The sequence below is a fragment of the Protofrankia sp. Cj3 genome, assembly GCF_917627355.1.
Taxonomy (GTDB): Bacteria; Actinomycetota; Actinomycetes; order Frankiales; family Frankiaceae; genus Protofrankia.
This window is the reverse complement of record NZ_CAKJTR010000018.1, coordinates 1-12,142: the sequence shown is the minus strand read 5'-3', so window position 1 is coordinate 12,142 and position 12,142 is coordinate 1. Positions and strand designations below refer to the sequence as shown.

General features: G+C 67.4%; 11 protein-coding genes, 1 tRNA gene and 2 pseudogenes. 10 read left to right on the top strand and 4 right to left on the bottom strand.

What is annotated here, in order from left to right; genetic code table 11:
• The coding region (locus MJ783_RS04125; RefSeq protein ID WP_239308582.1) for a helix-turn-helix domain-containing protein at window positions 1–301 on the bottom strand (301 nt) is incomplete at its 3' end.
• 57 nt (window positions 302–358) lie between these two features.
• On the opposite strand from MJ783_RS04125, the gene MJ783_RS04120 reads away from it, so the two are divergent.
• Window positions 359–805: an HIT family protein gene (locus MJ783_RS04120; RefSeq protein WP_370651436.1), complete on the top strand. Its 447-nt coding sequence runs from the start codon at window positions 359–361 to the stop codon at window positions 803–805.
• Window positions 806–1,848: 1,043 nt separating this feature from the next.
• Entirely contained in the window at window positions 1,849–2,157 is a 309-nt protein-coding gene (locus MJ783_RS04115; RefSeq protein WP_239308580.1) for a nucleotidyltransferase family protein, read from the top strand.
• Between the two features lie 104 nt (window positions 2,158–2,261).
• On the opposite strand, the gene MJ783_RS04110 is transcribed toward MJ783_RS04115, so the two are convergent.
• Window positions 2,262–2,936: a cytochrome P450 gene (locus MJ783_RS04110; RefSeq protein WP_239308579.1), complete on the bottom strand. Its 675-nt coding sequence runs from the start codon at window positions 2,934–2,936 to the stop codon at window positions 2,262–2,264.
• 291 nt (window positions 2,937–3,227) lie between these two features.
• Here MJ783_RS04110 and MJ783_RS04105 point away from each other — a divergent pair, with 291 nt between their 5' ends.
• The 3 genes and pseudogenes from MJ783_RS04105 to MJ783_RS23525 all read left to right on the top strand — a co-directional run.
• On the top strand, window positions 3,228–5,552 hold the full coding sequence (locus MJ783_RS04105) for a sigma factor (protein ID WP_239308578.1): 2,325 nt from the start codon (window positions 3,228–3,230) through the stop codon (window positions 5,550–5,552).
• A 170-nt stretch (window positions 5,553–5,722) separates the two neighbouring features.
• Window positions 5,723–5,866 (top strand): hypothetical protein, encoded by a 144-nt coding sequence (locus MJ783_RS04100; RefSeq protein WP_239308577.1) that lies wholly within the window; start codon window positions 5,723–5,725, stop codon window positions 5,864–5,866.
• A 19-nt stretch (window positions 5,867–5,885) separates the two neighbouring features.
• Window positions 5,886–6,062, top strand: a pseudogene (locus MJ783_RS23525) (recombinase family protein); the annotation flags it as partial.
• Here the strand turns inward: MJ783_RS23525 and MJ783_RS04095 are convergent.
• Window positions 6,063–6,653, bottom strand: coding sequence for a hypothetical protein (locus MJ783_RS04095; protein WP_239308576.1), 591 nt, complete (start codon window positions 6,651–6,653; stop codon window positions 6,063–6,065).
• Between the two features lie 298 nt (window positions 6,654–6,951).
• Window positions 6,952–7,024, bottom strand: a tRNA-Leu gene (locus tag MJ783_RS04090).
• A 196-nt stretch (window positions 7,025–7,220) separates the two neighbouring features.
• On the opposite strand from MJ783_RS04090, the gene MJ783_RS04085 reads away from it, so the two are divergent.
• From MJ783_RS04085 to MJ783_RS04065, 5 genes and pseudogenes are all read left to right on the top strand, one after another.
• Window positions 7,221–7,835 carry an ANTAR domain-containing response regulator gene (locus tag MJ783_RS04085; protein WP_239308575.1) on the top strand — a complete coding sequence of 205 codons (615 nt, stop codon included), beginning with the start codon at window positions 7,221–7,223 and terminating at the stop codon, window positions 7,833–7,835.
• Entirely contained in the window at window positions 7,832–9,310 is a 1,479-nt protein-coding gene (locus MJ783_RS04080; RefSeq protein ID WP_239308574.1) for a branched-chain amino acid ABC transporter substrate-binding protein, read from the top strand. Before MJ783_RS04085 ends, MJ783_RS04080 begins: the two co-directional genes overlap by 4 nt.
• A 403-nt stretch (window positions 9,311–9,713) precedes the next feature.
• Window positions 9,714–10,877, top strand: coding sequence for a branched-chain amino acid ABC transporter substrate-binding protein (locus MJ783_RS04075; RefSeq protein WP_239308573.1), 1,164 nt, complete (start codon window positions 9,714–9,716; stop codon window positions 10,875–10,877).
• Between the two features lie 77 nt (window positions 10,878–10,954).
• Window positions 10,955–11,887, top strand: a complete 933-nt coding sequence (locus MJ783_RS04070) for a branched-chain amino acid ABC transporter permease (protein WP_239308572.1) — start codon at window positions 10,955–10,957, stop codon at window positions 11,885–11,887.
• Window positions 11,884–12,142: pseudogene (locus MJ783_RS04065) on the top strand (hypothetical protein); the annotation flags it as partial. The gene MJ783_RS04070 and the pseudogene MJ783_RS04065, both read left to right, overlap by 4 nt.

The window sequence follows — 12,142 nt, the reverse complement described above, 5'->3', positions numbered from 1 at the left end:
TCCGCCCCTCGTCGAGCATCCTGACCAGGGTCGGGCGGGAGACGCCGAGGATGTCGGCCGCCTCCTGGGCGGTCAGCTGCTGGTGGTGCGGGGCGATGGTGACCGCTTGGCCGCGGGCCATCGCGAGCACGACATGCTGGAGCACTTCGTAGACGGCTGGGGGAAGCAGGGTGCGCGATCCGTCGGGTCCGACCAGTTCGGCGTGGTTCTCCGTACGGCTGATCCGCCCGACGAACGCGACAAGGTCGTCGAGGGACTCGTCCGGGGGAAGGACGGTGCGCTCGGACACCCCAGCGGCCATGGTCTTCCACCTGCCGCACCACCATACGTGGATATGAGCGGTGAATAGCTTACCACGTTGGAACGCGGTGAGGAACCCAACGTTCTCTATAGAATGCGCACTGGATGGGCGGTGCTGGGCAGCACGCAGCATCTCCCCGGCTACTGCCTGCTCGTCTACGCCGGATCGGCAAACCATCTGACAGACCTTCCTCACCCAGAACGGATGGACTTCCTTTTCGACCTGTCTCTTCTCGGTGAGGCTGTCGCTCAGGTATGCGCGGCTCGCGACGAAGACTTTCTGCGAATCACCTACGAAGTGTTGGGGAACCTCTGGCCGCATCTCCACGGCCATGTACACGCGCGTTACAGGTGGGAGGAGGAGAGTCTCCGGGTCGGCCCCGTCTACCTGTATGGCGCGGAGCGGACGAAGAAGGAACACGCGATTAGCGCGGCACGCAACCAGCTTAACGCCGATCTACGAGTGGCACTATCCACCCTTACCCGCGACACATACAGCACGTGACGAGCGTCGCCGAACTCTCCCGGCGGGGGATGCACGGCCCCGGCGTTGACTCTGTTGGCCAACTTTTGGTGTTGATAGTGTCCAGCTCGTAGGTGACCTATCCTCGGCTGAGGTGTGCCATTGCCGACCGCCACCATCTATACCTGGATCTACCGGGGATGGATCACCGCTCGGCGCCACCCCGACGGCAGGTCCTGGGTCGTCGTCGCCGACGACACCGAGATGCGACGGCTACACGAACGCCGCGACGCCCGCCCGGCTACTACACCCGCGCCCGCTGGAGCGCACTTCCCGCCGAGCGGACAGGACCATACGAGGAAGGAACCCAGACATGAGAAACGACCACGGCTTGAGGGGCACCACCGGTGGCTCATCTCCACCTTAAATTGATCATGGTAGAGGCGGATCGGTTCGGCGGCCGGGACCGACGGGCCGCCCGCGGTCGTGACCAGCAGGTAGTGCTCGGTGCGCCGGGTGCCAGCGGTGGTGGTCACCGTGATCTCGCAGCGGATCACCCGGAGCTCGACCGGGCCAATCGACGCCGTCGCCTGTCGCGATCAGTCGCTAGAAGCCATACTACGATATGGATCTGTCACGTTAGGGCACGCGGTGCGCCGGAGCGTGCTCACTACAGCAATCCAGGTCAAGGAGGAGCTGCAGCGACGTCTCTACGAGATCACGCGGCTCGCCGTCCATGTCGGCCACGAGAGTTAAGAGATCCTGATGGTGATCAGAATTCCAGTCAGTGACCTCGACACAGTCGCCGACACCCCCACGCCCCGTAGAACAGTCACCCGGCACCTTCACCGCGTGGATGCTGTCCGTGCCCCCGGGGAGGCTCGTACAGCATCCACACTGCATCGCGGCCCGCTCGATCTGGTCGTAACGGCACGGCGACCTGTGTGTATGGGGCCGCGGAACCGCGAGGGAGCCCCGGGCAGGGGTGATAGGCGGTACGTGTACGTGGTCACGTGCCCCGGCGGTACGGTCTCGTTCGCGAGGTCGTGCCGCAGATCGGGCAGAATGGCACTGGGAGGTGGGCCGTGCATGAGGTGATCGAGGAGAGTCGGCCGGAGATCGAGGCCTTGTGTCGGACGCTTGGCATTCGCCGCCTCGATCTGTTTGGTTCGGCCGTGGGTGACTCGTTCGACCTCGACTCCAGTGATGTTGATGTGTTGGTGGAGTTCGATGTCCGGCCGGGATTCGACTATTTTGGGTCGTACTTCGGTCTGAAGGAAGGGCTTGAGCGGCTCCTCGGCCGCCCGGTGGATGTCGTCAGCGTCACGGCTATCCGTAATCCGTACTTCCGTGACCGGGTGATGCGGACCAGGGAAACCCTGTATGCGGCCTGATCCGCGAAAGTATCTGTGGGACGCGTTGCGCGCAGCAGAGCTAGGCGGAATCAAGCGGTCAAGGCGACACATGCCTTTGGATGCCTCTTTTTTCAAAGTCGTATTTATGGTGAATAGCCATCAAAGCTACCCGTCCTCAGCGCGCCCATATCATTCCTGATGTTTCGGACACCACAGAGCGTGATCGCCGCAGGTCGGTGGTTGCCTGGCCGTCGACGGGAGGTACCGGCGGGAAGCGGCTCGCCGCCGGGTCCGTGGCGTTCGTCCGGTTCGACTGCGTAGCGCATCATGTCCTGTTGGACATCGACATCGACATCGACATCGACATCGGTGGCGGTGGCGGTGGCCGCGGCTCGGGTCCACCGCTCATGCAGCCGGGTGGTGACCCGCGCCACGGTATCGAAGTACCTGCGCAGGTAATCGGCGTGCAGGCTCTGCATGGCCAGCCGTCGTAGCCGCCGCCACTGCTCGCCCTCGGCGGAGAACGCACCAGTGATACCCAACTCGGCCAGTACCGACTGGATCGCGCTTAGTGGTCGCCGCCGGTACCCGTCCGGGCGCTGGCGCAGCATTGTGTTGACGGCCTCGACATCGGCCACCGCCAGCGCGTCCCGACGGCCCATGCGGATGCGGTACAGCGGGCCGTACTGGTCGGCCCAGCCCTCCAGCACCGCGCTGAGACGGGTCAGGTCGAGCTGGTGCGGATTACCCAACAGCGGCAGTCCACGCGGGCCAGCACAGTCGGCGATCTCGCGTGGGGCGACCGCGAGCTCACTCATACCGTCGCCAGGACAATGCGGGTGTTGTTCCGCTACTCGAACCATGCTCGGCGCAGGACAGCCGAGGCATGAGCCACTCCTTGGCGGTCAGACAACTGAGTGTATGCGGCGGGCCGATGGATGTCTCGACACTCGGTCGGCTCCGCTCACCCCGGAGCTGGGCTGGGCGAATTGGCGGCGTGTGATAATCGACACATCCCATACGTCACCGCCCAGCTTCTCGTAATGTCCCGCTACCACCGGGCATCTCCTCTTCAGCACGATGGCATGCTGCGTCGGGTGGCACGGGCAATGCGAGAGATGCAGGTGACGGTCGCCGCGGCGGCTGCCGGGGATGAGCGCGCGCTCGACCAGTTGGTCGAGGCGTACCTGCCGCTGGTCTACAACATCGTGGGCTGGGCGATGACGGCCCACGCCGATGTCGATGACGTCGTCCAGGAGACGATGCTGCAGGTCATCCGTGGTCTACCCGGGCTGCGGGATGCGCAGCGGTTCCACCCATGGCTGATCGCGATCACGATGCGGCAGGTACGCGGACGGTGGCGAGCCCCCGCCGACACCGCGGAGCTGCTCGATGTCGCCGGTCCGGGAGCCGACTTCGTGGACCTCGCCATCGCCGGCCTGCAGCTGACCGGGCAGCGCAGGGAGCTCGCGGAAGCGGCGCGCTGGCTTGACGGTGATGATGTGGAGTTGCTGTCGCTGTGGTGGCTGGAGTCGGCCGGTCAGTTCACCTGCGGCGAGCTGGCCGACGCGCTGCGGTTGAGCACGCCGGATCTTACGCTCCGGGTGCGCCGCATGTGCGCCCAGCTCGACGCTGCCCGAGCGATGATACGCGCGTTGCACGCCACAGCGCGGTGCTCCGTTCTCGACGAACTCCTTCTGGGCTGGGAGGGTCGGCCGAGCAGCTTGTGGCGCGAACGCCTTGCCCGCCACACCCGGGAATGCCTGGAGTGCGACCGCTGGTGCGCGGAACTGGTCCCGACCGAGCGGCTGCTGGTCGGCGCAATGCTCGTGCCTGTCCCCGCGGGATTGACGGCGAAGGTTCTCGGCCAACCGGGCGGCGGCATTGTCGGCGGGGGCGGCGACAATGCGAGCGCCCGCTCCGGCAGCACGACCGACGCAGCGCTCCTCCGCGCCCAGCCCAGGGGGATGGCGCTGAGTAGGCGGCGCGCCGTCGCGGTGATAGGTGTCGCGGCCGCCGGCGGGGTCGCCGCCGTCACCGCCGCCGTACTGAGCGGACGGCGCGAGAAGGTGCCGGGCTTCGTCACGACCGGCACCGCACCGACAGGCGCCGCTGCCGACACAGCGGTGCCGACCTCGGGCGCCTCTGCTTCCGGGTCGGCGACCCCGTCACGCAGCCCGTCACCGAAAGCCGCCGATCCTGGGGCCGATCCGGGCGTCGATCCTGTCTTCATCGGAGACCCCGACCTGAACCGTTCGGAGACGTACCGCTACCAGGTGACCAAGCCCGGCGACCACACACTCCCGGCCGGCACCGTCGCCGTGCAGTATGACGTGTCGAAAGCTGCCGCCTCGCCGCTGAAAGGCCAGCTGGCGCAGATCCGCGACCGGCTGGCCCGCGGCAGCGGGCTGGCCCTCTACCTCACCGGAGGCACCGCCCTCAACGACACGGACCTGACGGCACTACAGACACTGCACAAGCCCGAAACCAGCGGCGGTCTCGACCTGACCAACCTGCGCCGGCTGCACGTGTACAACCTGCGTTCGCTGCAAGGCGGCCGGGAGTGCACACCCACCTCGGGCCTGGCCTGCGCCGGCCAGACCGCACGAGGCGGCGACTGGCCCTACCTGTGGTACAACGGCTGGTGGGACACCTGGGTCAAGGATCTCGTCCTCGACGACCTCGACGAGGTCAAGGACGGCACCTTCAGCAACCACAACTTCGCCAGCGTCAGTCTGCGCGGCGCCCGCACAGTCGGCGTGATGGCCTTCGGTCACGCCCCGTACGCGCGGCTCGCCGTCGTGTACCTGCCCAGCGCCATCACCATCGGCAGGGACGCCTTCCGACGCAACCAGTACCTGCTGAAGGTGAACCTGCCACGTGCGGTGACAGTGGGCGACTTCGCGTTCGACGACACTTCACGGTTGCAGTACTTCGCCGCCCCGAACCTCGAATCGATCGGCCGAAACGGGCTCAACGACACACACGCGCTGCGCGCCGTGCATCTGCCGAGCCTCACATACATGGGGATCAACTGCTTCGACCTCAACGGCGACGCGGCCCAGGGGACCGGAGTGAAGGTCCTGCGCCTGCCGAAGCTGCAGACGCTGGACAAGAACGCCATTACCGGCTTCGCCACCCTGCAACAGGTCTGGGCACCGATGCTCACCACCGCCTGGCACTACTCCATCACCAACAACCCCAAGCTGCTGTCGGTGTACGCGCCTGGCCTGCGCAAGCTCGGGCCGCACGTGTTCACGAACAACGTGGCGCTGCGCGCCGTGTACCTCGGCACGCAGCCGCCGGCACAGGATCCCACCGCGTTCACCGGCACCGACGCCGCCAAGCTCACGCTCTACCACCCGCCCGGCAAGGCCGCGTGGCGCGCCTTCCGCCCTGCGGGAAACCCGGCCCTCCGCGTGGTCGAACAGTAGCCCCACGGCAACCGTGGAAGACCCCGCATGAAGCGGTCGACGGTGGTGGACGGCATCCCTTGGGCCTTCTTGGCGAACTCCTCGGCCTGAGCACCGTGCGGGACTGTAAAACCAACGGTGTAACTCTCCTGTCGCACTCTGTGCATAGGTGCAGGTAGAGGAGGCGCCAGATGACCAGCATGACGACAGATCCGGCAGCGGAGACCATCGCGGGCGAACCAGCAGCCGCCAGCGCCGAGAGCGACGCTGCGGTGCTCGACGAGGAGCTCGCGCGGCGTCTGGTCGAGCAGGCGAGGGCCGAGGGGTGTCGCTGACCGGCTCAACCGTGATCTGGTGGGCAACCCGCCGCCGGTCCCGATCGGGGAGGGGCGGGCGGTGGGGCGGTGGACCTACTCCAACGTCCGGGACGTGGTGACCAACCCGAAGTACACCGGGTACATGGTGTGGAACCGGCGGGCACGCAAGGGCAACGGGAAGAACCGGCTCAACCCGGTGGGGGAGTGGGTGTGGTCACCGGTGCCGGTGCATGAGGCGCTGGTCGATCTGGAGTCGTTCGTGCTGGCCCAGCAGGTGGGTCTGCGCCAGGAACGGTCGCGTACCGCGTCGGGGGTGAACCGGCATCCGCAGAGCCGGCGGGTGTACCGGCTGCGCAGCTACCTGTTCTGCGCGCTGTGTGGGCGGCGGATGCTGGGGAAGTCCGTCCGGGACACCCCTTACTACGTGTGTTCGCCGAAGAAGGGCTACAACCCGCCGGGACATCCAGCCATCTCCAGTTTCTGGATCCGGGAGGAGGCGCTGCTTGCCGGTCTCAGCGGTTTCCTCGCGGAGCGTGTCTTCGGCCACTACCGGCGTGATCTCCTCGGTGCCCAGCTGAACGGGCTCGTCGCCGGCCGGCAGCGGGAACGCGACCGGCGGCTGGGTGCCCTGCGCAAGGCGCTGGCCGAGACCGAGAACAAGAGGAAGCGGCTGATCCGCAGCCTGGAGGTGGCCGAGCCGCCCGACCCGGAGCTCATCCGGGACATCAACGAACGCCGCGCCGAACCGCTCGCCGAACGCGGGCAGCTGGAACGGCGGATCGCCGAGGTTGAGGAGGAGGTGCACCAGGCGCCGAACCCGGCTCTCCTGGGTCAACTACCGGTCAGCGCGGTCGACCTCGCTGAGCTTCCCGATCCGCTGTCCCGGCGCCTGTTCGAGGCGCTGCGTCTGGAGATGCACTACAACCACGAGACGAAGATCGTAATCTGTCGGATCACCCTGTCCGGCGAGACGATCCGCGCCGTCGCCGACACCAGCACGGAGGCGGTCGTGCTCCCGCTATCCGACCCGCAAGCGGTGCGCCATACCGAGGAGACGAAGATGAAGACCTACCATGATCTCCCACCCGCAACCTTCTGCGTTGTGCCCCCGGTGGGATTCGAACCCACACTGTCGGTGGTTTGAGCACCGTCTCTCTGCCGTTGGAGTACAGGGGCATACTGCTTTTACTGTATGATCATCAGGTGCTGAGGGTGACCGGCTGTTGGGTTATCCAGCTACCGGGCTGGCCGATATGCAGGTAGCGCTTCCTTGACGACTCTAGCCGGGTAAGGTGCGGATCGACCGACCGCCCCGGTGTTACGGCGGGTCAACGGCATCATCCTAGCCCTGCGAGCCCAGGAGTCCGACCCGATGAGCCAGCCATCCTCGACCCCCCGCCGGGTGCTGATCGCCGAGGACGAGGCGCTGATCCGTCTTGATCTTCGTGAGATGTTGCAGGAGGAGGGCTACGAGGTGGTCGGTGAGGCCGGTGACGGCGAGATGGCCGTCAGCCTTGCCACCAAGCTTCGGCCCGACCTGGTCATTCTCGACGTCAAGATGCCTCGTATGGACGGGATCGAGGCCGGTGGGCACATCGCCAAGGAACGCATTGCGCCGGTGGTGATCCTGACCGCGTTCAGCCAGCGAGAGCTCGTGGAACGAGCCCGTGAGGCCGGGGCGATGGCCTACGTCGTCAAGCCGTTCCAGAAGAAGGACCTGCTGCCGACGATCGAGATGGCTGTGAGCCGCTTCACCGAGATCGTGAGCCTGGAGGCCGAGGTCGAGGATCTACAGGGCCGCCTGGAGGCTCGAAAGATCATTGAGCGGGCCAAGGGGGTCCTGCAGACCGAGCACGCGATGACCGAGCCGGACGCCTTCCGCTGGATCCAGCGCACCTCGATGAATCAGCGGCGCACGATGCGCGCGGTGGCCGAAGGCATCCTGTCTGGCGAGGCATTGCCCGGTGAGGCCATACCCGGAGCGTGATCGACTGGTCACCGCCCACCCGGCGGGGACACCGGGTACCGCCCACGCGGGCGCTGGTTGCCGCGCTGGTCGCCCTGATCGTTGCGGCGGGGGCGGTCGGGGCGGCGTACGCGGTAAAATTCAGCACCGCACCGTCTGCTGGTAGCCCGTCGCGGCCGCAACCGCGGACGGCCACGCTTGGGCTGATGGCTCCGTTGTCCGGAGATCTCGCCTCGCTGGGCGGCGCGGTTCGCAACGCCGTGCGGCTCGCGGTCGACGAGGCAAACGCGGACGCGGCGATCCCCGGCTGGAAGATCCGTCTGAGCCTTCAGGACGACCTGTCCCGGCCGGACGGAGGCGCCCGGGCAGCTGGTGAACTGGCCGCTGACGAAACGGTGATCGGCGTCGTCGGGCCGTTGAGCTCTACGGTCGCCATGGTCGCTGTGCCTACGCTGAGCGCCGCCGGGATTGCCGTGGTCTCCCCGTCCAACAGCCGCCCTGAACTCACGGGCCTCGCGGACGCGACCGCAGCCACCAGCGCCACCGCCCGGAGCCGGCCGTATCCAGGTTACTTCCGGCTGAGCGGCACCGACGTCCTGGCGGCTTGGACCAGCGCCGAGTACGCCGTGACGACCATGGGCCGCCGCCGGATCACGGTGGTGGACGGTGGCCCCGGCTTCGGTACCTCCCTCGCGCAGCGATTCGCCTCCGACGCCCGCCAGCTGGGCGCCACCGTCACGGGAATACACAAAGTCCACGGCAGCCTGGATGACGAGTCCGAGGTGGCCTCGGTAGTCGAGAGGGTACGTGCCGAAGCCCCGGACCTGCTGTACGTGGCGACGGGCTTCGCCTTTGCCGCGCAGCTGCGTACCGAACTGGCCGGTCAGGGCCTGGCCGTCGCTGTTCTCGGTTCCGACGGGCTGGGCGACCCTCGTTATCCCGAGCGGGCGGAGGGCGCCGCTGAGGGAGACACAGTCGTCGATCTCGGCGCGCCGCTTTCCGAACTGCCGCGGGCCGGCTCGTTCGCCGCGGCCTACCTGCACCGATGGGGTGGCCGCGGCAACCGGGACGCCGGCACCCGCATCGCTGATCCGGCCGTCTCGGCCACCTCTCGTGCGCTCGGCTCCGGCTCCGGCTTCGGCTCCGAGGCTGGTCCGCCGGCCGTCATCCGCGGTGACGGCTCGGCCGTGACCGGTGACCCGGGCCTTGCCGTCCCCCCGCCGACAGCGGCCGCCGATGTGATTCCGTCCGTCGCCGCGTACGCCTACGACGCCGCCGGTGTGCTGTTGCGGGCGGCCAGCAGTGTTCTGCCAGGCCGGCCCGGCGTGAATGGCGCTGCCAGGGCCGCTGTCATCGCCGCGCTGAGGCAGGGCCGCTTCGTCGGGGCCACCGGCGAGGTCGGCTTTGATGCGTGGGGTGACGCGGTGGCGCCGCTCGTGACCATCTATGCGGTGCGCAACCGGGCGTTCGTGGTGCTGCGGGTGCGCCGGCCGTAATCCGCGCGGTCCGCGCGGTCCGGGCCGTCCGGGCCGTCCGGGCCGTCCGCGCCGTCCCGAACGTGCGCGGCTCGACCCGGCGGCCGGGCCGGCGATCCGGCCGCACGCCACGATTTCGTCCGACAACTTCCGTAACACGCCATAACCGGAAAACTGTGACGACACGGGCGTTCTCAGCTTTCAGTTGCTGCTCGTAGCGACTACGTTTCCGACAGTATGGCCAGCAAGCTGGGCAGAGCAGGCGCGGTGGATGGCGGCGGCCGCGTGGCGTGGGTGCGGCGTGAGGCCGTCGTGCGCGGCACCGGTCGGATGACCTTTCTGTTGGGAGAGCTGGCATCCTTCGCGTTATGCTTGATGACGATTTGCCTGAATTGTCTTACTAAAATGGATGAAGGGACACGGTATGGCGAGGCGGACCATGGCGGCGGGAGCCGCTGGATTGCTTGCGATCGCGCTGACCGTCGGCGCGTGCGGGGGAGGCTCCTCGGGAAGCGGGCGCCCCGAATACATCATCGGCTTCCAGGGGCCGCTGTCGGGCGACAGCTCGCAGCTCGGCATCAACGCGATCAACGGCCTGCGAACCGCGGTCGATCGCGCCAACACCAGCGGCGGGCTCCCGTTCACTCTCCGGCTGGTCCAGACGGATGATCAGGGCACCCCGGAGCAGGGGCCCACCGCGGCCCAGAAGCTGATTGACAACTCGGGCGTCATCGCTGTCATCGGGCCGATCTTCTCGGGCGCGACCAAAGCCAGCGAGCCGCTTTACAGCCAGGCCAAACTCCTCTCCGTGAGCCCGTCCGCGACAAACCCGCAGCTCACCTCGCTGGGTTTTGGGACTTTTTTCCGCGTGATTGCCCCCGACACCGTACAGGGCACCGCCGCCGCGGATTACGTCGCAAAGGCTCTCAAGGCCAAGAAGGTGTTCTCCCTCGATGACAAGAGCGAATACGGCACCGGGCTGTCGACGGTGTTGAAAAAAGAGCTGGCGGCGCAGGGGGTGAATGTCGTGAGCGATGGCATCAACCCGACGAAGGACTACACATCCGAGGCGACGAAGATAATTTCCGAGCAGCCGGACGTGATATTCTACTCCGGCTATTATGGGGAATTCGCCCTATTGACCAAGGCGCTGCGGGCCAAGGGCTTCACCGGGGCGATCATGAGCGGAGACGGGTCGAACGACGACCAGTTCGTCACCCAGGCGGGTGCCGCGAGCGCGGAAGGCGCGTATCTGACCTGCCCATGTGGCGACGCCAACAGCGACCCGAAGGCCGCCGGCTTCGTCGCCGACTTCAAACGGGTGAACAACGGTACGCGGCCGGGCACCTACTCCGGTGAGGCATATGACGCGACGAACGCGGTCATCGAGGTCCTGCGTAAGCTCGGGCCGGGTGCCAGCCGTGAGGCTGTTGTCCGGGCCTTCTCATCCGTTGATTTCGAGGGAGTCACCAAGCGGATCGTGTTCCAGCCCAACGGCGAGGTCGCCGGTTCGACCGTCTACGTCTACCGGATCCGCGCTGGCAAGCGGGAAGTGCTTGGGACCACCGCGGAGCTGATGAAAGCCTGACCCGCGTTCATGACCGCCCGCGACACCGCGCACCAGCAGTGGTTCGGTGAACCACCGGCGATTCGGGGGACATCAGCATGAGCTTCGCGCACGAGTTCGGGCAGCTGACGGTTGACGGCCTGACCATCGGTTCCCTGTACGCGGTCATAGCTCTTGGCTACACCCTCGTCTACGGGGTGCTCACGCTCATCAACTTCGCCCACAGCGAGGTCTTCATGCTCGGTGCCTTCGGCGGGCTGTTCGCGGCTCGGGCGCTGCTGCCCGCGGGCGGGGCAACGCCGTCAGGGCTCACGTCCGTCGCGCTGGTAACGGTCGGGCTCGGTGCCGGGGCCGCGTCCGGCGGCTTGGCCGCGTTCGCTCTGGAGCGCGGTGCCTACCGGCCGCTGCGCCGCCGTGGCGCGCCGCGGCTGGCCTACCTCATCAGCGCCATCGGAGCCTCGCTGTTCGCGGCCAACCTGGCCGGGAAGGAGTTCGGCCGCCAGAGCGTGCCCGTCCCGGACCTGTTCACCAACGGGACCGTCGGGCGGGTCCTCGGCGCCGCGGTCTCTGTGCAGACAGTGATCATATTCGGCGTGGCGGTCGTGATGCTCGTCGTGGTGGACCGGGTGGTCGCGGTCACCCGGCTGGGCCAGGCGATCCGGGCGACGGCCCAGGACGCGGACACCGCGCGTCTGATGGGTGTCGACGTCGAACGGGTGATCGTCGCCACTTTTGTGCTCGGGGGCCTGCTCGCGGGCGCCGGTGGATTCCTTTACGCGATGACGTTCAACGCCTCCTATACGATGGGGTTTGTTCCGGGTGTCAAGGCATTTACCGCCGCCGTGCTCGGTGGTATCGGCAACGTCCGTGGCGCGGTGGTGGGAGGTCTGCTCCTTGGTCTGGTCGAGAGTTATGGCGGTTATGTGTTCCAGGCGTCCTACCGGGATGTGATTGCCTTTCTCGTGTTGGTGGGCGTCCTTCTGGTCAGGCCCTCGGGCCTGCTCGGTGAACACCGGCGCAGGGCGGCATGATCGTCGGGTGGCCGCGTACCGGCGCGGCGTTCAGCTGGGCGCGCCGGCTCGCGGTGTATATGGGTGGAGCGGCGCTGTTCGCCGTCGTGACCGGCCCGTCCGGCGACGCCGGGCATCCGCTCGCCGGGATCCGCGGATCACTGTTCGCCCCGCGTTTCGGGTTGTTCGCGGCATTGGCGGCCGGCGCCTGGGCCGCTGCCGTGTGGGCTGGGCGCCGGCGCGCGGGCGGCCGCGGGCGCCCAGCCGGCCTGGGCG